The 22,540-nt window shown below is 35.3% G+C and carries 20 protein-coding genes; 8 read left to right on the top strand and 12 right to left on the bottom strand.

All coding sequences use genetic code 11. The features are described 5' to 3' along the window. Window positions 1-1,008: 1,008 nt before the first annotated feature. Window positions 1,009-2,181, top strand: coding sequence for a 2-oxoglutarate dehydrogenase complex dihydrolipoyllysine-residue succinyltransferase (odhB, locus tag AAGD93_RS03615; RefSeq protein ID WP_341819041.1), 1,173 nt, complete (start codon window positions 1,009-1,011; stop codon window positions 2,179-2,181). A 38-nt stretch (window positions 2,182-2,219) separates the two neighbouring features. On the opposite strand, the gene AAGD93_RS03610 is transcribed toward odhB, so the two are convergent. After that, window positions 2,220-6,116, bottom strand: coding sequence for a tetratricopeptide repeat protein (locus AAGD93_RS03610; protein WP_341819040.1), 3,897 nt, complete (start codon window positions 6,114-6,116; stop codon window positions 2,220-2,222). Between the two features lie 237 nt (window positions 6,117-6,353). Between AAGD93_RS03610 and secA the strand changes: the two genes are divergently transcribed. Then, on the top strand, window positions 6,354-9,014 hold the full coding sequence (gene secA, locus AAGD93_RS03605; RefSeq protein WP_341819039.1) for a preprotein translocase subunit SecA: 2,661 nt from the start codon (window positions 6,354-6,356) through the stop codon (window positions 9,012-9,014). Here secA and AAGD93_RS03600 read toward each other — a convergent pair. The 3 genes from AAGD93_RS03600 to AAGD93_RS03590 all read right to left on the bottom strand — a co-directional run bounded on the left by AAGD93_RS03600 (window position 8,998) and on the right by AAGD93_RS03590 (window position 11,151). Further along, window positions 8,998-9,735 (bottom strand): ankyrin repeat domain-containing protein, encoded by a 738-nt coding sequence (locus tag AAGD93_RS03600; RefSeq protein WP_341819038.1) that lies wholly within the window; start codon window positions 9,733-9,735, stop codon window positions 8,998-9,000. The genes secA and AAGD93_RS03600 overlap by 17 nt on opposite strands. A gap of 336 nt (window positions 9,736-10,071) precedes the next feature. Further along, window positions 10,072-10,713 carry a fructose-6-phosphate aldolase gene (gene fsa, locus AAGD93_RS03595; protein ID WP_155968460.1) on the bottom strand — a complete coding sequence of 214 codons (642 nt, stop codon included), beginning with the start codon at window positions 10,711-10,713 and terminating at the stop codon, window positions 10,072-10,074. Window positions 10,714-10,752: 39 nt separating this feature from the next. After that, window positions 10,753-11,151, bottom strand: coding sequence for a hypothetical protein (locus AAGD93_RS03590; protein WP_265040103.1), 399 nt, complete (start codon window positions 11,149-11,151; stop codon window positions 10,753-10,755). Window positions 11,152-11,392: 241 nt separating this feature from the next. Here AAGD93_RS03590 and AAGD93_RS03585 point away from each other — a divergent pair, with 241 nt between their 5' ends. From AAGD93_RS03585 to AAGD93_RS07650, 3 genes are read left to right on the top strand one after another with little or no spacing between them, the layout of a single operon-like run. Then, on the top strand, window positions 11,393-11,686 hold the full coding sequence (locus tag AAGD93_RS03585) for a transposase (protein ID WP_341819051.1): 294 nt from the start codon (window positions 11,393-11,395) through the stop codon (window positions 11,684-11,686). Window positions 11,687-11,707: 21 nt separating this feature from the next. Then, window positions 11,708-12,322: an IS3 family transposase gene (locus tag AAGD93_RS03580; RefSeq protein ID WP_341819903.1), complete on the top strand. Its 615-nt coding sequence runs from the start codon at window positions 11,708-11,710 to the stop codon at window positions 12,320-12,322. After that, window positions 12,312-12,527 carry an IS3 family transposase gene (locus tag AAGD93_RS07650; RefSeq protein WP_353277370.1) on the top strand — a complete coding sequence of 72 codons (216 nt, stop codon included), beginning with the start codon at window positions 12,312-12,314 and terminating at the stop codon, window positions 12,525-12,527. The genes AAGD93_RS03580 and AAGD93_RS07650 overlap by 11 nt, the downstream gene beginning before the upstream one ends. Window positions 12,528-12,853: 326 nt before the next feature. On the opposite strand, the gene gltX is transcribed toward AAGD93_RS07650, so the two are convergent. Then, entirely contained in the window at window positions 12,854-14,284 is a 1,431-nt protein-coding gene (gene gltX, locus AAGD93_RS03575) for a glutamate--tRNA ligase (protein WP_341819880.1), read from the bottom strand. 149 nt (window positions 14,285-14,433) lie between these two features. On the opposite strand from gltX, the gene AAGD93_RS03570 reads away from it, so the two are divergent. After that, on the top strand, window positions 14,434-14,757 hold the full coding sequence (locus tag AAGD93_RS03570; RefSeq protein ID WP_341819879.1) for a hypothetical protein: 324 nt from the start codon (window positions 14,434-14,436) through the stop codon (window positions 14,755-14,757). Between the two features lie 175 nt (window positions 14,758-14,932). Here the strand turns inward: AAGD93_RS03570 and AAGD93_RS03565 are convergent, their stop codons facing one another. Next, window positions 14,933-15,094, bottom strand: a complete 162-nt coding sequence (locus AAGD93_RS03565) for a hypothetical protein (protein WP_341819878.1) — start codon at window positions 15,092-15,094, stop codon at window positions 14,933-14,935. Window positions 15,095-15,157: 63 nt separating this feature from the next. Between AAGD93_RS03565 and AAGD93_RS03560 the strand changes: the two genes are divergently transcribed. Beyond that, window positions 15,158-17,233: an acetyl-CoA carboxylase biotin carboxylase subunit gene (locus AAGD93_RS03560; protein ID WP_341819877.1), complete on the top strand. Its 2,076-nt coding sequence runs from the start codon at window positions 15,158-15,160 to the stop codon at window positions 17,231-17,233. On the opposite strand, the gene AAGD93_RS03555 is transcribed toward AAGD93_RS03560, so the two are convergent. From AAGD93_RS03555 to AAGD93_RS03530, 6 genes are read right to left on the bottom strand one after another with little or no spacing between them, the layout of a single operon-like run. Then, entirely contained in the window at window positions 17,182-18,456 is a 1,275-nt protein-coding gene (locus tag AAGD93_RS03555) for a COX15/CtaA family protein (protein WP_410529893.1), read from the bottom strand. The genes AAGD93_RS03560 and AAGD93_RS03555 overlap by 52 nt on opposite strands. Beyond that, entirely contained in the window at window positions 18,414-20,012 is a 1,599-nt protein-coding gene (locus tag AAGD93_RS03550) for a glycosyltransferase family 2 protein (protein WP_341819902.1), read from the bottom strand. The genes AAGD93_RS03555 and AAGD93_RS03550 overlap by 43 nt, the downstream gene beginning before the upstream one ends. A 14-nt stretch (window positions 20,013-20,026) precedes the next feature. Continuing rightward, the gene (locus AAGD93_RS03545; protein ID WP_341819875.1) at window positions 20,027-20,503 is read right to left on the bottom strand and encodes a hypothetical protein; all 477 of its coding nucleotides are present in this window, start codon (window positions 20,501-20,503) and stop codon (window positions 20,027-20,029) included. 8 nt (window positions 20,504-20,511) lie between these two features. Next, entirely contained in the window at window positions 20,512-20,991 is a 480-nt protein-coding gene (locus tag AAGD93_RS03540) for a hypothetical protein (RefSeq protein WP_065094794.1), read from the bottom strand. 3 nt (window positions 20,992-20,994) lie between these two features. Beyond that, complete coding sequence (locus tag AAGD93_RS03535; protein WP_006014985.1) at window positions 20,995-21,222, bottom strand: F0F1 ATP synthase subunit C; 228 nt, start codon at window positions 21,220-21,222, stop codon at window positions 20,995-20,997. Between the two features lie 59 nt (window positions 21,223-21,281). Beyond that, window positions 21,282-22,007 (bottom strand): F0F1 ATP synthase subunit A, encoded by a 726-nt coding sequence (locus AAGD93_RS03530; protein ID WP_264338406.1) that lies wholly within the window; start codon window positions 22,005-22,007, stop codon window positions 21,282-21,284. Between the two features lie 229 nt (window positions 22,008-22,236). Between AAGD93_RS03530 and AAGD93_RS03525 the strand changes: the two genes are divergently transcribed. Beyond that, on the top strand, window positions 22,237-22,518 hold the full coding sequence (locus AAGD93_RS03525; protein ID WP_015589038.1) for a hypothetical protein: 282 nt from the start codon (window positions 22,237-22,239) through the stop codon (window positions 22,516-22,518). The last annotated feature ends 22 nt before the right edge of the window (window positions 22,519-22,540 follow it).

Here is a 22,540-nt window from a genome sequence, read left to right as displayed (position 1 = left end):
AACTTAAAACCAAAAGCAACTTTGACTTTACAAAATAATAACCTTTTATATGCATAAATAAGCTTACTGGATTCTAGTGCCCAAACACTGGTTTCCATCCAAGACGGTGTCATCCGAGTAGCTCCTTTCTCGTCATTCAAGTAGCTGACACTGGTTTCCATCCAAGACGGTGTCATTCCAGTCTGGAATCCAGAAAAAAGAATGGTGTCATCCCAGTGCCCAGACACTGGGATCCAGGAATTTTATTAAGTTGGTAAGCATAAAAATAGATGTTTTACGTTAAAATACAATGTTTTCGATGAGATTATATGGAAAACTGGATCCCAGTGTCAAGCACTGGGATGACAAAAAAAGGAGCACTGGAATGACACCCTTTACGGGCTCTTAAATTGCAACTATAAATATTTAAGAAATTTACCAAATGAAAAAAAAGGCAAAAGAAGCCCCGTGGTGGTTGGCTATTTACTATGTACTAAAATATCGGCGTTTTTTTTATTCTAAAACGCTTGATTAAGAGCGATTTAGCTGCTTTTAACTTGCAACTAACCTACACCGCAAGTGTTTGAGAAATTTACTAAGCAGGAAAAAAGGCAAAGAAACCCCGTAGTAGCTAGCATTCAAATTCTCCCTTGTCAATTTGACGTTTTTTGCTGTCTTAAACGCTTGTAAGCGCGTTTCAGCTTATATAGGTAAAAACCCAGAAATGTTGTGAAGACATACGGTGCACATAGTGCAAAAAATTAAAAATAAGACGCCAACTACGTTGTTTTTTTTGCTGTTTAATCTGCACAGATGAAGATAACTGAATACCTTCAGTACCATGATAGGGGTGCTGGCAAAGCTTGTCAAGGAATTTTTATGGCCTAGCGTCACGTGCTGGAATGACATTTGGGAATATGTTATCCGTTTGTCACTTCTAAATGATAAGAGCCTCAATGAATTTATTAGTTTATTACATGTCTCTTTTCATGTATAAATCTATAGAAAGTTTTATACGGAAGTTGTTTTATGAGCAAAATTATAGAAATCAGAGCACCAAAAACTCTTGGTGGTGAATCAGTTACAGAAGGTATAGTAAAAATAAAGAAGGGTATTGGAGAAGCAGTAAAAGTAGATGACTTGATCTTTGAAATTGAAACTGACAAAACAGCACTCGAATTAACTGCAGAAGCTTCAGGGCAAATAACTGAATTTCTTATAAAAGAAGATGATGTAATAAGTCCTGATCAATTGTTAGCGAAGCTTTCCGTGGGAGAAGTAAAAGAGGAAGCAAAAAAAGAAGATAAAAGCGAAAGTTCTGCCAAAAAAGATGCTCCGTCAGCTCGTAAAATTATGGAGGAAAATGCAATCAGCGCAGAAAGTGTCAAAGGAACTGGCATGGGAGATAGGATAACAAAAGCAGATGTAATAGGCCATATAAACAAAACAGAACAGCCTGCAATAAAACAATATGAATTGCCAAAAAGTGTAGTAAGTGGAGAGCAAAGAGAGGAACGAGTAAAAATGAGTAAAATAAGGCAAGTAATTGCCGCTCGTTTGAAAGCATCGCAAAATACTGCTGCAATACTGACCACGTTCAATGAAATTGACATAAAAAATGTCATGGATCTAAGAGCAAAATATAAGGATGCCTTTGAAAAAAAATATGGAATAAAACTTGGTTTCATGTCGTTTTTTATAAAGGCAGCAGTGCAAGCACTGAAAGAGATCCCTGAAATTAACGCTGAAATCTCAGGCGATGAAATCATATATAAACATTACTATGACATAGGTGTTGCTGTTGGCACTGACAAAGGCCTTGTTGTACCTGTTATTCGGAGTGCTGATCAGATGTCATTTGCAGAAATTGAGTTGACTTTAGTTGCTCTTGGCAAAAAAGCTCGCGAAGGTAAATTACAAGTATCAGAAATGGAAGGTGCAACATTCACTATCTCAAACGGCGGAGTATACGGTTCGCTTCTTTCTACTCCGATAATAAACCCCCCGCAATCTGGAATACTTGGAATGCATTCGATACAAAACAGGCCAGTTGCTGTTGGTAATGCAGTAGAAATCAGACCGATGATGTACATTGCTCTCTCTTACGACCACAGAATAGTTGATGGCAAAGGAGCAGTGACTTTCCTCGTTAAAATAAAAAATTATATAGAAGATCCAAATAGATTAGTTTTGGAAGTGTAGCTCAAATGAATTGTTGTTAATCCAGTATTGCTAAAAACCTAAATGTCATCTAGTTCTGCCAGTAGTTTCACAACTTCCGGGTGATCAGGGCCGTAATGTTTCTTAAAGATGGATGAAGCCCGTTCAAACACCTCCTTTTGTTTCTCGTGGTTACCTAAGTCCCCATGAGAGATGCCGAGGCTTATTAGTATAATAGCAATTTCTGGATGATCAGGGCCATAATGTTTCTTAAGAACAGGTAAAGCCCGTTTAAGCAACTCTTGATTTTTCTTATGTTTACCTAAAATGCCATAAGTAATGCCAAGGGTTACCAGTAGTTTAGCAACTTCAAAGTGATCAGGGCCATAGTGTTTCTCTTTAATTGCTAAAGCCTGTTCAAGTAACTCCTTTTTTTTCTTATGATTACCTAAAGCTCCATAAGCGTTACCGAGGTTTGCCAGTGGTCCAGCAACTTCGAAAGACCTGCAATGTTTCTTAAAAGCAGGTAAAGCCCGTTCAAGTAATTCCTTTCTTTTCTTATAATTACCTAGATCCCCATAAATGACACCTAAGTTTGACAACAGTTTAGCAACTTCAAGATGGTCAGGACCGTAATGTTTCTCAAAAATAGGTAAAGCCCGTTCAGACAGCTCCTTTGCTTTCTGAAGATCACCCAAAGCATAACAAACAAGACCGAGGTTTGCCCGTAGTTTAGCAACTTCGAAATGATCAAGTCCATAATGTTTCTCTTGAATTGCTAAAGCTCGCTCAAACAACTTTTTTGCTTTCTGAGGATCATTTAGATTTCCATAAACGTTACCTAGGCTTACTAGTATAATAGCAACTTTAGGATGATCAGAATCGTAACGTTTCTCAAAAATAGGTAAAGCTCGTGCAAGCAACTCTTTTGCTTTCTGGGGATTACCTAAAGCATTACAAGCGTCACCGAGATTTGCCAGTGTAACAGCAACTTTGAAATGGTCAGGGCCATAATGTTTCTCTTGAATTACTAAAGCCTGCTCAAGCAACTCCTTTTTTTTCTCATGATCACTTAAATTCCCATAAGTAATGCCAAGGTTTGTCAGTGTTTTAGCAACTTCGAAATGGTCAGGACCATAATGTTTCTCTTGAATTACTAAAGCCTGTTCAAGCAACTCTTTTGCTTTCTGAGGATTACCCACATCCCTGTAGGCGTTACCGAGACTCACTATTACTCCAGCAACTTCGAAATGATCAGGACCATAATGTTTTTCGAAAATAGGTAAAGCCCGTTTAAGCAACTTCTTTTGTTTCTTATGATCATCTAGATCTCCATAAATGACACCTAGGTTTGCCAGTAGTTTAGCAGTTTGAAAATGATCAGAGCCATAATGTTTCTTGATGATAGGTAAAGCCCGTTCAAGCAACTCTTTTGCTTTCTGAGGATTACCTGAAGCATAATAAAAGTTACCTAGGTTTGTCAGTGTAATAGCAACCTGAAAATGATCAGGTCCATAATGTTTTTCTTGAATTGCTAAAGCTTGTTCAAACAACTTTTTTGCTTTCTGAGGATTACCCAAATCCTCATAAGCGTTACCAAGGTTTGTCAGTGCAACAGCAACTTTAGGACAATCAGAGCCATAATGTTTCTCAAAAATAGGTAAAGCCCGGTTAAGCAACTCTTTTGCTTTCTTATGGTTACCTAAAGCATTATAAGCGATACCAAGGTTTACCAGTAGTGTAGCAACTTCAGGGTGATCAGGGCCAAAATGCTTCTGAAGGATAGGTATAGCTTGTTCAAGCAATTCCGTTTTTCTTATAAGATCACCTAAATCATAGTATCCATTGCTCATCCATATTAACAAGACAAGATAATACTTCTCTATTGTTTGCTTTTCTAGAGGATTTTCTTTTAGCCAATCATCTATATGTGATGAGAACGCTTCTAAATGCGGTAATAATTGTCGTTTCTTAGCACAATCTTCTAATTTATTACTGTGGTAAGGAAAACCCTTTTGTAATAGTTGAAAAACAGTCTTTATGTCTTCTTTAGTTTTTCCACTTTTCTCTGACTTTAGCCTTATAACTTCTTGAACCAAGCTGTGTATTAACATACTATGATCTTCTTTGGTAGTTAACATGGAGTAACTTATTAATATTCCAAACGCTTCATGGAAAGTTTCTAAGGAAGGATTATTTTCTTGATTATCAGCAAAGATTTCTAGTAAAGATTGAGGAATAGGACTACCATCTAAGTAAGCACAAGCAGTAAGCCAGTTAGCTGCCAATAAGGATTCTTTTTTTATTGCTTCTACTGTGATGTCCCATGTAACATACACTATTGCTGCAGTCTCTCTATTAGCGTCGGCTGGAAATGTTTCGAGCAATGTTTTATCAGATAATAAAGTTCGTTTTCTATCATTATATAATTTCAAATAGTCTGAAATACTTATAACTGTTTTCTTTATATAAGCGCTTGCTTGGGCTAAAGCTAAAGGTAAATGACCTAATGTCTTTGCTAATGTATCCACTTGAGTTATGTCTAGTTTTTTTCCTTTTACTTCTAGTATCTTACAGATATAGTCCCTTGATTCTCTAGATTCAAAAACATCAACAGAAATAGTGTTCTGTGGTTGTGGCCAGCCAAATGTATAACGAGAAGTTAATAATATCTTTCCTCCTTTTATAGGAAGTAAATCTGCTATATCTTTGTAGTTAGGAGCGTTATCGCATATCAGTAGCCACCCAGCACGTTCAGGGTGTTCTAGCCAATACTTAACATGCTTGGCGTGATCTTCTTCACGAACGTTTTCTCTGTAACCATGAATAACGTTTAGCTCACGTCCTAACTTGATATACTCGTTGATTAAAGTATTCCTGTCTTGTGCATCAAACCAAATTATCCCTTTATATTTTTGGAACTTACTCCAAATAAATTCTAATGCTAATTGTGTTTTACCTATTCCACCTAGTCCATGACAAGCAACTAGTGTTGCTGTATCATTAGCTTTCAGGCATTCTTCTATTTTATCTAGCAGCGCTTCTCTGCCGACAAAGTTATAATTTCGAAGAGGGACTTGCCAAAATTCAGGTAGATCTTCTTTAAGTTTGAGACTATAAAGATGTTCTATGACTTCCCTAAAATAATCGTCTTTTCTTGTTAGATAAGAAACTTCGCTACCCTGTTGTTCCCACCATTTTTCTACCTTCCCGCGTACAAAGTCAAAAACCATGTCAATGTCTTTCTTGCCTGATATTTTGTATACATTTCCTATTTCTTTCTTAATAATATCATCTAATTTTGAATGATTAGGTTGATTAACTACAAACCTTAATCTAAGTAAAAAATCTTCTATTTCATCGTTACTACCACAACTGAAGTATTTCTTCAGTTCAGTATGATTTTTTATTTTGTAGCACGTTCCTCTGTAACCTTCATAAATACTTAAAATGTTATCATCTGTTAACTTTGACTCTTCCAGATACTTCTCTAATATTTCTACACTTCCTTGCTTCTCTGTACCTTTTTTTAGGTTCACATTGACATTAGTATGAATGACAAGCGTAATATCACTGTTCTTACACTCAGGGTTTTGCTTAATCTCAGGATGAGATTCAAAATATTTGTTTAACCCGAAATCCTCTTTCTGTCGCTTTCTGTCGTTTCCATCAATAAACAAATCTTCAAAAGTAATATTCTTCGAAGGGCGATGTGTATCGCAGTGCTTAGCTTGAACCAAGATAATTCTCGATTTGTTCTTCTGATCTTTATACTCAAAAAAAATATCATCAAAGGCTCCAAAACCTTCTATGTTTGATGCTAACCAAAAGTCAATTTTACTACTTAACCCATGAAGTAGATACAGCATTAATAATTTTACTTCATACTTGCGACCATGATCACCTGTTGATGTGCCATCTCTCTTCTTAAATATACGATTACTAAGTACTTCAGACTGTTTGTTTTCTACATTCATACCCTACTAAACCTACGAATAACTTCTTTCTATAAAAAATTAAGGTCACCAAGTACCTAAGGTAATGCAACAGATTCTTTAATATTTCAATAACAGTGCCTGCAAGAACAGGGTTGGAAGTGTTCCTTTGTTTATTACCTTAGTATATGAATAAGGATTCCCCGAATCTAATATGTAATTGCTGTAGGCTGCATTTAGTAATATAATCTCATATTAAATAAGACTTTACTTAAGTTTATGCTAGATTCTCCGCTAATTTTGATAGCCATTCTTATATTTTTCATTTTTACGTTGTCATTCTTTTTTATAAGAAAGATATTTGGGTCAACAAATAAGAAGATAATAAAATCCTTTAGGAAAATTGTTCAGCAAATAAATGCATTAGAAACAGAAATGCAGAGCTTATCTGATGAGGAGCTTGCTGGTAAAACTGAAGAATTCAAACGAGAATTGAAAAATGGGAAAACGTTAAATGATCTTCTCGTACCTGCATTTGCAGTTGTGCGTGAAGCCTCTCGAAGATTTCTTAACATGAGGCACTTTGATGTTCAACTGATTGGTGGAATGGTGCTCCACAATGGCATGATATCAGAAATGAAAACAGGAGAGGGAAAGACACTCGTTGCAACTTTAGCAGCATATCTAAATTCCTTAGAAGGGAAAGGCGTACATGTCGTAACTGTTAACGACTATCTTGCAAAACGAGACACAGAGTGGATGAGCAAATTATATAATTCTCTTGGGGTTTCTGTTGCGTTTATTACGAATAACTTGACAGACGAAGAGAGGAAAGAGGCTTACAGTGCAGATATCGTGTATTCCACAAATAACGAGCTTGCCTTTGATTACCTGCGAGACAATATGAAATTTTCTCAAGAAGACATGGTTCAGAGAGGCTTTCACTACGGAATAGTTGATGAAGTGGACTCAATACTCATTGATGAAGCTCGCACTCCGCTTATTATTTCTGGCCCGGTTGAGGAAAACAATCAGATATATAAGCATATCAATAAAATAGTAACCAAATTAGTTGACTCCGATTATGAAGTAGATGAAAAAGGTAGAACGGTATTCTTGACTGAAGATGGTATTTCACGAGTGGAGGAACTACTAAGGTCATACAATCTCATTCCTGAAAATTCCTCGCTCTATGATACTGACAGCATGATAATGACTCATTATATAGACCAAGCATTACGTGCATATAAGCTGTTTACTGCTGATAAAGATTATATAGTAAAGGATGGCAAGGTAGTGATTATTGATGAATTTACTGGGCGTATGATGGAGGGCAGGAGATATTCCGATGGTCTTCATCAGGCACTTGAAGCGAAGGAGAATCTTGAAATTCAGCATGAAAACCAAACTTTAGCATCGGTCACATTTCAGAATTACTTTCGTATGTACAATAAACTTTCCGGAATGACGGGAACAGCAGCAACAGAGGCAGAAGAGTTTCGTGATATATACAGATTAAATGTAGTAAAAATTCCAACCAATGTACCTGTAAAAAGAGTTGATATTGATGATGAAATTTACGGTACAGAAAAGGAAAAATTTAATGCTGTGTTGAAGTTTATAGAAGAATGCTACAAACGCCTTCAACCGGTCCTTGTTGGCACGGTGAGCATCGAAAACTCTGAGAAGCTTTCTGCGCTTTTGCAAAGCCATTCTCTTAAGCATTCAGTATTGAATGCTCGTTATCATGAACAAGAGGCGTACATAATAGCGCAAGCTGGAGTGCCAGGTAGTATCACTATAGCAACTAACATGGCAGGACGTGGAACTGATATTCAGCTTGGTGGAAATGCTGAAATGATTGCAAAGGTGGAGCTAAAGAAGATAAAAAATGCTGATGAAAGAGAAAAAAAATACCAAGAAATAGTTGAAAGAGTAAAAAAAGATAAGGAAATTGCTATAAAAGCTGGTGGTTTATGTGTGGTTGGAACCGAAAGACATGAAAGCAGGAGAATAGATGATCAATTACGCGGCCGTTCTGGTCGTCAGGGGGATCCTGGGCTTTCTAAGTTCTTTTTATCACTTGAAGATGACCTAATGAGAATATTTGGTTCTGATAGAATGAGAAGCTTTTTACAAAAAGTAGGGCTAAAGAATAACGAAGCTATTCATCATCCATGGATCAATAAGGCACTCGAGAAAGCACAAAAGAAAGTTGAAGCTAGAAACTATGACGTGCGGAAATCTCTACTTAAGTTTGATGACGTAATCAACAACCAACGTAAAGTTATTTTTAAGCAGAGAAACAATATCTTAGGCAACGAAATTAATGATTTGTTTGAAGTGTATAGCGAAGTAAATGAGAGCGTAGTAGAAGGTATAATCCAAAGTGGCTATTATGAGGATTATATTGAAGATATAGTCAAAGAATTTCATACAAGGTATGGAACAACGCTTGATAAAGAAGACTTGGCAAAGTTTTTGAATAAACAAGAAGCTTTGAATTATGTAAATGATAAGATACAAGAATTTTTTACTGAGAAAGAAAAATATTTCAACAGTCAGCACACTACAGATTTGTGGAATACGATCGTGAAGCAAATGATGATAATGACACTTGATCATTTATGGAGGGAACACCTTTCAGTTCTAGAGAGCCTAAGACAAAGCATAAGCTTACGTGCTATGGGGCAGAAAGATCCACTGAATGAATTTAAACGCGAAGCTTTCTTGATGTTTGAGTCGATGCTTGAAAAATGGAAGGAACTCACCATTCACCGCCTAGCGCACTTTAAGTTAGCAGACAACCAGGAAATAGGCAATAGGTTACATTCTGCTAGAAATAGCAGACTTCCCAAAGTCTCAAGAAACGACAAATGTCCTTGCAACTCCGGAAAGAAATACAAACACTGCCATGGTGCGGTTACTGTGGTGAATTAGGAGCTGTAGTCTGTCCACCTATGTTACTGCATCTAACCTCACTTAGCTTACTGTTTAATGAATGCTCTGATGACTTATATGCAACCCCATAGGAAATTCCACCAACGATCAGTGCAGATGCCACAGTAATTCCAACTATTGCTAGTGCAGGTAATGCAGTAGCATAAATGAGTGCTAATGGAGCAACAATGGCAGCTAATATACCTACAGTAATTCCTGCTGTTATAGCTTTAGGTCTATGAATAAATGATGGATCTGCACCATAATTTAGCAGAAGTTTCGCTACTTTTGGATGTTGATAATTTAGTCTTGGATGTTCACCATGAGTGTAATAAACAGCATAATATAAAGGAGTTCTTCCGTCTTTATCTTGTGCATTAACGTCTGCTCCTTCTTCTAGCAAAACTTCTACTACTTGTGCATGCCCATGCTGAGCAGAATAATGTAAGGAGGTTTTTTCCCATTCATCTTGTACATTAACATTAGCTCCGTTTTTTGTTAAGTATCTTACTACTTTTTCATAGCCATTTTCAGCTGCTATAAGTAATAAATTGCACTTGAGCACTATAAACGTGTAATTTATATCAAATTCGCTTTTTTTCCACTCATCATATATAAGTTGATTTTCCTGCTGCAGCTTATCTTTAATTCTATCAATTAAATTTTCCTTACTCAGATCTGGACTACTGTTGACTTCTTGTAGTATTAACCTTAATGTCATTTCCTTCTCCAAGATATAAAATTTTATTATGGCATATGGAGTGGATTATGTCGATGAAAAACTAAGAAACTGGTTCTTCTTTTTTTCTATAGCTTTAGGTTTACCTACAATTTGAAAAACAACAAATTCGTCATTCCGCTACTCGTTAGCGCCTCGGCGGTATGATGTAGGGAAACCTTTCTTGGGTTAGCTATAAAGTTAAAATTCGACCAGGGCAGCCGCAATAAGGTAGCAAACGCCATCATGTCTTTAGGAGAGTTTGCTAATGAAGGCTCTTAAGTTGACGCCATTGCCTGAACGGATACGCCAATTTTTATGTTCATTTGTAACCGTTTATTATTTTACACCCCAGTCTTTTTCAAATATTGCTAGTCCTTGGTCAGTAAGTGGGTGATTAATTAATTGTCTAAGTACTTTTGCTGGCACAGTAATTGAATCAGCACCAAGCCTTGCAGCTTCTATTACATGCGCTGGGCTTCTCACTGATGCAACAAGAACTTTAGTATCAAAACCGTAATTAGAATATATAGTACATATATCTTCTATTAGCGATAAGCCATCATAGCTTATATCATCAAGGCGACCAACAAAGGGGGAAATAAAACAAGCACCGACCTTAGCGGCAAGCAGTGCTTGTCCAGGAGAAAAACATAATGTGATGTTAACAGGTATTTTATGCTCTGTCCATAACTTTTTACAAGAAATTAATCCTTCATGTATAAGAGGTAATTTGATCACAACATTATCAGCAATTTTTGCTAAATTCAGACCTTCTGTGATCATCTCTTCATGGCTATCTGCAACAACTTCAACACTAACAGGCCCTTTTATAATAGAGCATATTTCACGCACTAAATCCTCGTATTTATCTTTACGCCCGGACTTTGCTATTAAAGAAGGATTAGTTGTTATGCCGTCAATGAACTCCTTTAGTTCTTTAATTTCATTTAAATCAACGCTATCAAGAAAAATTTCCATATTAATCTCCTATAAAAAAAATACCCTTGCAAAATCTTGTCATCCTACCGCTTGACTTACAACCGTATGAACTTCCTGCGTTGTAAACATCAAACGGCCGATAACACAACTGTACAAATATTGAGACATAAGAGTAATTTGTACCAAGAAAAAAGATGTCATCCCAGTGCCCAGACCCCTTAGACAATGTACCATCTTTTGATTTTGTCCATTCTGGGCGGGGTTTTCAAGTTCTTTGATCTTAAATACTACATCTACTTTATCAAGATCAATGTTGACTTCTTTTACTAATGTCCTAATAAGACTACGTTTGGCTTGCCAATCTAGGTCCGATTTAACACTAGAATAAAAGCCCTTTATGCTATTTGTAATAAGATTCATTTTCTGCCGTATTCCCTTTTTCTTCTCTCCTTTAATCTCTTTTAAACGTTCCTTCATTTTTTTTATTGCCTACTTAAAGTCTTCCTTACTTATAGTTAGTGCATACTTTGTTGCCGTAAAAACTTCTGGTACCCAAACAATTGTAATAAGTATACACAATCTTTGTCAACTATTTTCGGCACTGGTATATAAATCCAATTCTCTTCATCTGTACTATAAATAGAGTGACCTTACCCAGAAAAAGTGGAGAGAAAGAAAGGAGTTTTTTCGGGTAAAATAAAATTTTGGAGGATTAGAAATGGCAAGAGAATATACGGCAGAATTCAAATTGGAAGCTGTTAAGCTGGCAAATGAACAAAGAAAGGTAGGTCAACCAGTTGCAAAAGTAGCAAGAGATCTAGGAATAAGGGATAGTGTATTAGGAAAATGGATGAAGAAAAATAACGAAAAAAAGTCAGCGGCAAATGCATTTCCAGATGTAGCACCTTATGACAAAGAGAGATTTGATTTACAGAAAGAGTTAGCAAAAGTAACAAGAGAAAGAGACATTTTAAAAAAAGCCCTGGGATATTTTGCCAGTCAAAAAGAGTAAAATATTTTTTCATAAAAGAGCATAGTAAACACTATAAAGTGCAGGAATTATGTAGGGTTTTCTGCTAGTGGCTACTATAAGTGGACTACAAGGAAAATAAGCAGTAGAGAATCAGCAAATAAAGAGTTATTAGCAGATATTCAAAAAATATATCAAGCTTCTAAATGTAGATATGGAGCTCCTAAAATTCATGCTGAATTAAAGGCTTTGGGTAAAAGTTGCAACTTAAAAACAGTGCAAAGTATTATGCAGAAAAATGGTATTCAGGCTATATTGAGAAGAAAATTTAAAATTAAGAAACAACAAACGGACAGTAGAGTCGTAGCTCCCAATATATTAGACCAAAACTTTATTGTCGATCAACCAAATAAAGTATGGGTAACTGATATTACTTATATAAAAACCAAAGAAGGATGGCTATATTTGGCAACAATAATCGATCTATATTCACGCATGGTAGTTGGCTGGTCAATGAGCAGTTCAATAAATAAACAATTGGTTATGGACTCTTTATTAATGGCCGTTAACAAGCGTAAACCTGCCAAAAATCTACTATTACATAGTGATCAAGGTTCACAATATACTTCGCAAGGTTATCAATATCTCTTATCCATAAAAAACATAGATGAGTCATAAAGGTTGTTGTTACGACAATTCTGTTGTGGAAAGCTTCTTCAGTTCTCTAAAAAGGGAGTTACCAATAGACACCTCTCGGCACTCTAAACAGCATATCAAAACTGCTATATTTGAATATATAGAAATTTTTTATAACAAACAACGTAGACACTCCACTATTAACTATTGCATTCCTGAGCATTTTGATTCATCATTCTCTTTGTGAAAAACATTCCAAACTTTCTCTCCACTTTTTCTGGGTAAGGTCAGTTTTTCCCCTATTAAGATTTGTCGATTTAGTTGTAGCGCAGTTGCTCACCATAAATTTGGTGCTCTCTTTCAATCAAAGGTGTCTTGCTGCTTGAGATGTTTTCTTTGTAAAGATTTAGCTTATCTTTTACATCTAAACAGAATTAACACGATTTGGCTTTTTGTAGATGAGTAATTCTCTAGGGATTATCCTATTGAATTCTATGATATTATTTTTTGTAACATTGTTATACACGTCATGATAAGGCTGGCGAAGGATGTCAAGTAATTTTCTTATTTCATTTAAATTGCTTGTAACCTTCTTATACACTCATCTTTACCAAGAATCACCATGATATCAATGATTCCAGGTGCATCCATTACTCCAGTTATAGGGGCGCGTAATGAGTGGTATACATCGCTTATTTTCATATCGTGCAATTTTGCACATTCCTTGATCTGAGAAGATAAAAAACCCTTATTCCAATTTTCATCACCGATCTTTGACAGAAATGATGCGAGTAACTTAATTATATTGAGGTTAGATTTGACAATTTGACAAGCTTCTTCACTTAAATCAAGTGGCGGATCTTGAATATAAAATTTTGCTAAATCCAATAATTCGGTCAGGTAGTTTGCTCTTTTTTTTAGCTCTGTCAGTCCCTGCAGTAAATAGCCCTTTTTTTTGTCAGTTAGAGTATTTTCTCTAAGCATTAGAGTCAGAATATCTTCATTGCTCATATTACTAATATAGTGGTTATTCAAATGCTCCAGTTTTTTGAAATCGAGCCGTGCAGGTGAACGACCAATACTTTCTAAATTAAACCACTCTATTGCTTGCTCATCGCTAATAATCTCATCGTTGCCGTGACTCCAGCCAAGTCTCAGCAAGTAATTACGCATCGCTTTTGGCAATATTCCCATCTTTTCATAATCGCAAACGCTTGTGGCACCATGCCTTTTGGATAGCTTATTCCCATCTTCCCCATGGATAAGCGGCACATGTGCAAAGCGTGGAATGTCAAAATCAAGAGCCTGGTATATTAGTAGTTGTTTAAAGGTATTAGTAAGATGGTCAGAACCACGTATTATATCAGTTATTCCAGCATCATGATCGTCAATTACGACAGCAAAAATATATGTTGGAGTGTTGTCAGAGCGTAAGATCACTATATCATCAAGCTGGTTGCTATTTACTTTGATTTGGCCGTATATTTTGTCATCAATGACGATCTCTTGCGAGTCTGGCACTTTGAAACGGATAACTGACCTCACACCGGATGTCATTCCAGCGCGTGACCACATATTTTTTTCTGGATCCCAGTGTCGAGCACTGGGATGACAAGAAGGAGGTTTTGTAGTACACTTATGCTTATATATCTTGCCCTCTTCTCTTGCTTTTATTTTCTTTTCTGCAACTTCATCCTCAGGGCAGTAACAGTGATACGCCCTACCCTTCTCAACTAAAAGGTTTGCTACTTCTTTATGCCGCTCTATTCTTTTTGACTGATATACTATTTCCCCATCATAGCTCACACCGAGCCATCTTAGACCTTCTATAATTGCATCAATTGCTTCTTGCGTTGAACGTTTTCTGTCGGTGTCCTCAATCCTTAGCAAAAACCTGCCACCATGATGCTTTGCATAGAGCCAATTAAATAACGCAGTGCGGGCCCCTCCAATGTGCAAAAACCCTGTGGGTGATGGAGCGAATCTCGTGACTACGTTTGGCATGTTATTGTTACAGTAAAGTATAGGCTATGATACCCAAAATCCACGTTTGTAACAATGTAGAATTTATTTATTCTGAGAGGTAAAATCTACTTGTTTTTCGTAAGTTATGTTGTATAATTTAGTGTTGGTTAAATATAGCGAGGTATGTTATGGCTGACTTATTTGAAGTTGCAAAAGCAAGAAATAAAGATGAATTTGTCAGAATTTGCACAGAGAATGTTGCTTATGCAGCTAAGCATAGGCTTGATGAAAATGGGAACCCATTTCATATAGCAGCAAGTCAAGAAATTCTGCTACCTGCACTCAAAGAGATTATGAGAAATTTGGAAGAAGGTACTAAGAGTAAGGTTAAAAAAGCAGAAGAAGCTAAAAATTGGAAAGAATCAGAAAGATTAAAAGAGAAACTTAAGGATATAAGAGATATATTAAAGAAGCACTCTGCGATAAAAGCTGCATTCTTCATGGGAGAGTAGCGGTAGCTCCTCTTTATTTTTTAAATGCTGCAGAACGGGAAGAAGCTAAGCAAATTGCAGGTATAAAGGGCGGTTTTATATGTAATAGCAAATTTCATTTGTGCTTATACATAATAGGAGCTATAGCGTGTATTGCTGCCTTGTGTTTATCCTTGTACTTTTTATTTTTGGTTTCTCAATCTCTTGCACTAGCTTCAGTAGCTACAATAGCTTCTGGAGGATCTACATGTTTGTTGTTTAAGGCATGTAACGGGATATACGGCTTGTATGATGAAAGTACTATAGTGACAGATCCTGATGTTATTGCAACTTTTAAATAGTGATTTAGCTGTAGCATGAAGCTAAAAATTACTTGCAGGCAATAATTTACTTTCTCAACTTAAGAAAGTATACTCATACGATGACGGAAAAGAAGTACAGTAAGATTTTAATAGCAAACAGAGGAGAGATTGCCTGCAGGATTATCAGAACTGCTCGTAGGATGGGTATATCTTGTGTATGCATATATTCGGATGCAGATGTAAATTCTGTGCATGTAAGACAAGCAGATGAGTCAAGATATATCGGCCCTTCGCCATCTTGCCTCAGTTACTTAAACATTGAAAAAATATGTGAAGTAGCAGTTGAAACAGGTGCTGAGGCGGTTCATCCTGGCTATGGTTTTTTAGCAGAAAATCCAGATTTTCCACGTGCTCTTCAAAAACATAATATAGACTTCATCGGTCCCAGTGCAGAAACAATAGAAGTTACAGCCAACAAAATAACAGCAAAAGAAGCGGCAAAAAAAGCTGGAGTGAATGTAGTGCCAGGATATATGGGTAAGATTAGCGACGCTGCCCACGCAGCTCAAGTTGCTGAAGAAATTGGCTTTCCGGTTATGCTTAAAGCTGCATCAGGCGGTGGTGGCAAAGGAATGCGAATTGTAAACTCCAAAAAAGAAATTGAACTAGCATTTACATCAGCCACAAATGAAGCAGAGAAAAGTTTTAAGGATGGCAGTATCTTTATAGAGAAATATATAGAGTTGCCAAGACATATTGAAATACAAATCATAGCAGATAAATATGGCAATATAGTTTGTCTTGGAGAAAGAGAATGCTCGATACAAAGGAATAATCAGAAAATAATAGAAGAAACGCCAAGTCCATTCATTAGTGAAGAAGTAAGACAAAAAATGTATGTTCAATGTGTTTCTCTGGCAAAGCAAGTTGGCTATTTTTCAGCAGGCACTGTTGAGTTTGTTGTAGATAAAGACCAAAACTTCTATTTTCTTGAGGTAAATACGAGATTGCAAGTTGAGCATCCAGTAACAGAATTTATAACTGGAATAGACATAGTAGAAGAAATGATTAGAACTTCCTGTGGAGAGAAATTGAGATTCAATCAGGATGATATTAAACTTACTGGTTCTGCAATAGAAAGTAGAATTTGCGCTGAAGACCCATCGAAGAAATTTTTCCCTTCCAGCGGAAGAATAAAATATTACGATAAACCGGGTGAAAATGATTATGTAAGAATAGATGATGGAGTTGCTGCAGGTTCAGAAATTAGCACGTTCTATGACTCAATGATTGCAAAAGTTATAACATATGGAAAAGATAGAGTAGAAGCGATCAGCAGAATGCAAAAAGCATTGTCTGAATGCTATATAGAAGGAGTAACAAATAATATAGAATTTCTAGAATCCATCTTCCATCACCCAAATTTTATCGCAGCAAAGCTCCATACGAGATTCATTCCAGATCATTACCCTAGTGGGTTTCACGGCGATTTTGTTACAGAGGAGTATATTAAAATATTTATTTTCACTGCGTTATATGTTCATTTGGAAAATGAAGAAAGGTACCATCATAAAGCAGTGAATGAAACATCTCAGGTGTCATTCCAGTGCGTGACACTGGAATCTAGTAAAAAAGAAGGGGCACCAGTATCAGCTACTCGGATGGCAGGTGACCGTGCAAGAGATTTATTCATAGTGAATATAAATGACAATGAGTACTCCGTAAATGCAAAATACCAAGATAATATATTAATAACAGTATATAATCACAATAAATACTCCGTTATAGGCAAGTGGAAATCAAGTTATAGATTGCTATATATCACAATTAATGACGATACCAATATAGCACTTAAAATAGAAAGACAAGGCAGCAAGTACTTCATAAGACATGCAGGCATGAAAGCTGAGTGTTGTATATTTAAGCCTCATGTAGCTGAATTAAGTAGGTTAATGCTAAATAATGAAACAGAAGGGATTTCAGCAGATGCTGTAAAATCCCCAATATCTGGTTTATTAGTTAAATTACACGTAAATGTAGGAGATCAGGTGGAAATAGGACAACCTTTATTTGTGGTGGAGGCAATGAAAATGGAAAATATCATATGTGCTGAAGCAGCAATGGTGATAAAAAATATTCCCGTTCAAGAAGGAAAAAATGTGCAGATTGGTGATGTAGTCTGCTTTCTTAAATAACACAAGAAGTACAAACTTGACCCAAACAAGACAAATGAAAACACTTGATGAGCTATGGCAATGGCTATTGGTATGTGTAACAAAAGAGTAACCACTCCTAAAATTATCTGAATGATGATGGAGAGCAGCATAATATATACCGGTTTTACGCTAGCATTTTTTACTGTGAGTATTACTACCAAAGTTAGTATTAGCAATGCCAGTGCTCGATGTATAAATTGCACTGTCGCTCTGTTCTCAAAGATATTCAGCCATATAGGCTGTAAGAAAAATAAATCTTCTGGAACGACTTGTCCGTCCATTAGTGGAAAGGTATTGTAAATCAAACCAGCATTTAATCCCGCAACAAATGCGCCGAAAATTATTTGTATTACAATTAGAATCAGAATAAGTATTGTGTAATATATACTACTGTTAGTAGATTGAAATCCTGTCATCCGAGTAGCTGACACACAACTGTACGAACGCTTACTTTTGAAAATAAATTGCACAGCAAATGGTGTCATGAAAGTAGCTGACACTGGAATCCAGCTTTTACTATGCAGCCACTTATTTAAAGTTAAGTTTTCTGGATCCCAGTGTCTGGGCACTGGGATGACATCTTTCTTGGTGAAAATTACTCTTATACTGCAATGTTCGTATAGTTGTGTACGTAACACTGGGATCCATATTTGGTAATCAAAAAATTGATATGACAATAATGCAAAGATAATTAATGCTAATAATAAGTGAAGTGCAAGCCTATAGTGGCTAACATGAGGTTCAGTTACTAAACCACTTTTAACCATATACCAACCAGCAAAAGCTTGTAAAGCTCCAAATAATAATGCCACAAATAGCTTTATTACTACCTTTTTAGATATTTTTCTTCTTAATATGAAATATATAAATGGCAGGACAAAAACTAAACCTGTTAGTCTTGCAACCAATCTGTGTACATATTCTATTAAGTATATAGCGCGAAACTCCTCCATACTAATACCATAGTTAAGTGCTTTATATTCAGGTGTAGCTTCGTATTTTAATTTTTCTTGTAGCCAGTCTTGTTCACTCAGTGGTGGTAATGTTCCAGTAATTGGTTTCCACTCCGTGATTGACAATCCTGCTTTTGAAAGTCTGGTAAATCCACCAATCCCTACCATGAGAATTACCATGACCGAGCAGAGAAAAAGCCAAATAGCTACAGGTTTTGCTTCCATAAACCATGCTGAGTTTTGTTCCATCGCTCAGGGTAAAGAATAAATTCCCACAAGGCAAGAAAAGCTGCAACACTATGTAGCAGACTATAGACCGGAAAAAATATCGATACTATATAAAAATAAAAAGGCATCTTTTGCTGTTTGACAGCTATTACCAGAAGAATCAGGTTAGTAACGTATACCACTACAAAGTAGTACAAAAATAATTCATTTAAAACTTTAGTTAATATTAATGAAAGCAGTAAAAATGGAGTAGTAAAAAATATAAAAGCTGCGGAGCCAACAAAAAGATTCAATAGCAAAATTCCCTTAAATCCAGTGTGTTTATAAAGTGACTTTATATTTTTTAAATGAACAATATAAGTTTGCATATAGCCTTTGATCCAGCGCGCTCTTTGCTTAATCCAAGCAAATACAGCAATTGGTGACTCTTCCAATGTTTCTGAGTCAATCATCCTGGTTTTATATCCCATTTGCGCAAGTCTCAAACCAAGGTCAGCATCTTCGGTAACACTATAAGCATCCCAGAAAAACACTTTTTTTAGAATTTTTACTGAAAAATGATTACTGCTACCACCCAAAGGCATTGGCATGTTCATTTTTTGGAATCCAGGCAATAAGTATTGAAACCAGTTCATATACTCCAGAGAAAAGGATTGTGTAAGAAAATTATAATCACAATTATAGTAATTTAATTTTGCTTGTACACAGGCAAGCTTATCGTCGCCCTTATTAAATTCAATCAGTGCTTTTTTTAACTGCAATGGGTCTGGTTTATCGTCCGCATCATATATTACTGCATACTTTCCTCTAGCAAAGCTCATAGCATAATTGCATGACTTGGCTTTTGTTTTAGGCAAAGAGTGAGGCACTTTTATTACTTCAAAATACTGTGGTAAAGTGTACTTTTCTATAGCTGCTAGCGTTTCCTGGTCATCACTTTCTACCTGAAGCTTCACATCTAATTTTGATTTTGGATAATCCAAACTTTCAATGCTTTCGATCAATTGCTCTATCACTGCACTTTCTTTAAAAGCAGGCAATAAAATAGTATATATAGGAAAATCTTCTTCATTCAGCTTACTATAATCCACTTTTTGGTTGGAGGTTTCACATAAGCTAAAAACTGTAGCTATAAACTTGAATAAATAACTAGAACATCCGATTATAAATATCAACATCAAAGCAAAATATGTATATTTCTCTGTTAGTGTTAAAATTGAAGTTACAATAAAGAAAGAAGCAAAAAATATTGAGCTTAGTTTAATGCTTTTAGCTGAAAAATTAGGATTCTTGTAATATAAGTAGTTGCTTGCAAATTCTGAAATACCAAAGTGCGAGTTAAGAAGATTTAAAATCTGTTCGCTATCCACTTTTATTAATACATAGTCAATACCGTAATGAGCTTCGACCCAACGGTTGATATCTCGGCTTGTGTCTTCAACCATAAAAAAAGTAGTATTATTTAATTTTTGCCAAGGAATTATATTAAATTTATAGTAAAAAAGTTTCTCTGGCTCTTTGCACAAACTAGAATCAAACTTAATTTTTTCTACATTATCAGCTTGAAGTATAGGCAATTGTTGCATTGAACCTAATGCAATTTTTTATTTAAGTCACGTGAAAATGAAGATATGACCTCGCTACTACGCTTATCATCTTTACGTTCATGCATTATTTTTTTTACAGCATCAGCAGCTATATTCACTGTGTTAGTCTGTAAATCCCCAAGAGCTTTTTCAACTTGGTCAGTGACTTTCTTCAAGTTAGAATGGGTATTGTCATCTAATGTCTGATCTAGCTGCTGTCTATTGTGCTTAATGATACTATTAGCTTTATCAAGTGCTTCATTCATCATTTTATTAACTTCTGCATCTAATTCTTTGTATTTTTTAGAAGATTTTTTGTAATACTCCAACATATCTTTCCTGAATTTTTCAGTTTCTTCACTTGAAAATTTGCTTTTGTTACGCTTATTGTTAAGCGCATTTTTTATCACTTTCTTTAGCAATTTATACAAAAGGACAAAACTTACCAAGAAGGCAAGACCGATAATCAGTGATGTAGACATAAAAACCCCTAAAATTCTTTGGACACCAAGTCAGCAATAAATTCCTCTTCAATTTCAGAATTAGTCAATTTAGTATAATAAATTAAAGCAATACTAGTAGCCATTTGTTTTAACTGATCAGTATATTCAGATTTAAATTCTGCCACTTTTTTTTCAATAAGCTTGCTCTTTTTTTTATCTTCCTCTTCTAATATATTCTTAACATTAGCTCTCATTTCTTCTACCTGAGCAAGTGCATCATCTATGATTTTTTTTGCCTGTATTCTAGCTTGGTTTAAAGCGGCATTATACTTGGCAACCTGATCTTCCGTGAGTCTTAAAAGATGAACAGAACTATTAAAAGAATCCAATACTTCTTTACTTCTAGTGCTTATTATTTCATCTAACTTTGGCAAAAATAAACAACTTACTACGAAAAAAAGTGAAGAGAAAAAAATTAAAAACCAAAAAACTTGAGAAAAGAAGGTTGAAACATCAAGCTGTGGCATCTGTTAAGCAGCAAATATCAATAACATTGCAAGTACAAACGCAAGCAGTCCCATGATTTCAACCATGGCAGCACCAATATAAACATAACTTTTCATTTTACCTTCTGATTCAGGGTTTCTCGCAATCCCATTTAACATAGCAGAGAAGATATTAGCTATACCTAAACCAGCACCGAGCATTCCAAACACAGCTAAACCAATTGCTATAAATTTTAAAGCTACTAAATCCATATATTACCTTTAATTATTTCTTTATAATATAATTGTAAAATATTCTACAAGGAAGTCAATTACTTTACTGCATCTGACAAATATACACATGTTAATATAGTAAATATATAAGCTTGTAAAATTGCAACAAATACTTCAAATCCTATCAATGCAATTATGAACAAAAACGGCGCAGGAGTGAAAAATATGTTCATATTTACAATAAACCCTGCTATCACTTTGATGATTGTATGACCAGCAATCATATTTGCTGCAAGCCTTATTGATAGGCTAACCGGCCTTACTAAATAAGCAAACAACTTAATAATAATTATTATAGGTGCAAGCCACGAAGGAGTTCCTTTTGGTAGCAATATGCGTAAAAATTCTACTCCCCTTTCTTTAAATCCAACAATCGTTATATAAATAAAAACCACCATCGATAAAGCGAAGGTGACTATCACATGACTTGTGACCGTGAAACTATAAGGAAGAACACCAACCAAATTACATGATAAAATGAAAATAAACACTGTAAATATCAATGGAATGTGCTGCAAGCCTTTGCTTCCAGTGTTATTTTCTATTATTGAAATAACAAAATCATATACATACTCAACTGCAGCTTGCAAATATCCTGGTATTACTGCCCCCTTCTTTATTCCAAAAAGCAAAAAGAGTATCACCAATATCACCGAAATCATCGTGAAAAGAGATGAATTGGTAAAGCTTACGTCATACCCAAATAACCTAGGTAACTCTATTATTGTATATACCTTAAACTGTTCCAGTGGATTTAGTGCCATTTTAATCTGAATTATAAACAGTAAATAAAGTATGAATTTTATAGGACAAAGTCAAGAATTAAGATAAGACTCTGTATTATTATAACATTAACATATTAACAAAATATGTAATTAGAATGTTAATTACAGTCAGCTCTGTATTTTAAAATTTACTAATCTTGTTAAATTATTCAATATCTTGACTTAATATCTTATTTTGATTATAATTTAATTTTTAGTGAGGTATATAATGAACGAAATAGATTTTATTAACATTAATCATCTTTTAAATTTGGAGCAGGAATTTGGTAACGGATACATCGAATTTGTAGATTGTTTCCTTGACGAAGATACTCGCGATTATTACATAGGACTCAACGTACTAGATGAAAGCCATAATGCAATAAAACACTTCGTTTTTGATGGTAACATTGATGAGGATGCCTGGGATTATGGAAGTCTTAAATTCTTTCCGGAGATAGATTTAAAAGGTGACATAGAAAAAATTCTTTCTCTTCGCAAGAAGATATAAAGTTACAAAAGCTTCTACATCA

The sequence above is a fragment of the Wolbachia endosymbiont (group A) of Brachyopa scutellaris genome (assembly GCF_964026995.1).
Classification (GTDB): domain Bacteria; phylum Pseudomonadota; class Alphaproteobacteria; order Rickettsiales; family Anaplasmataceae; genus Wolbachia; species Wolbachia pipientis.
This window is presented reverse-complemented; position numbering and strand designations above follow the sequence as displayed.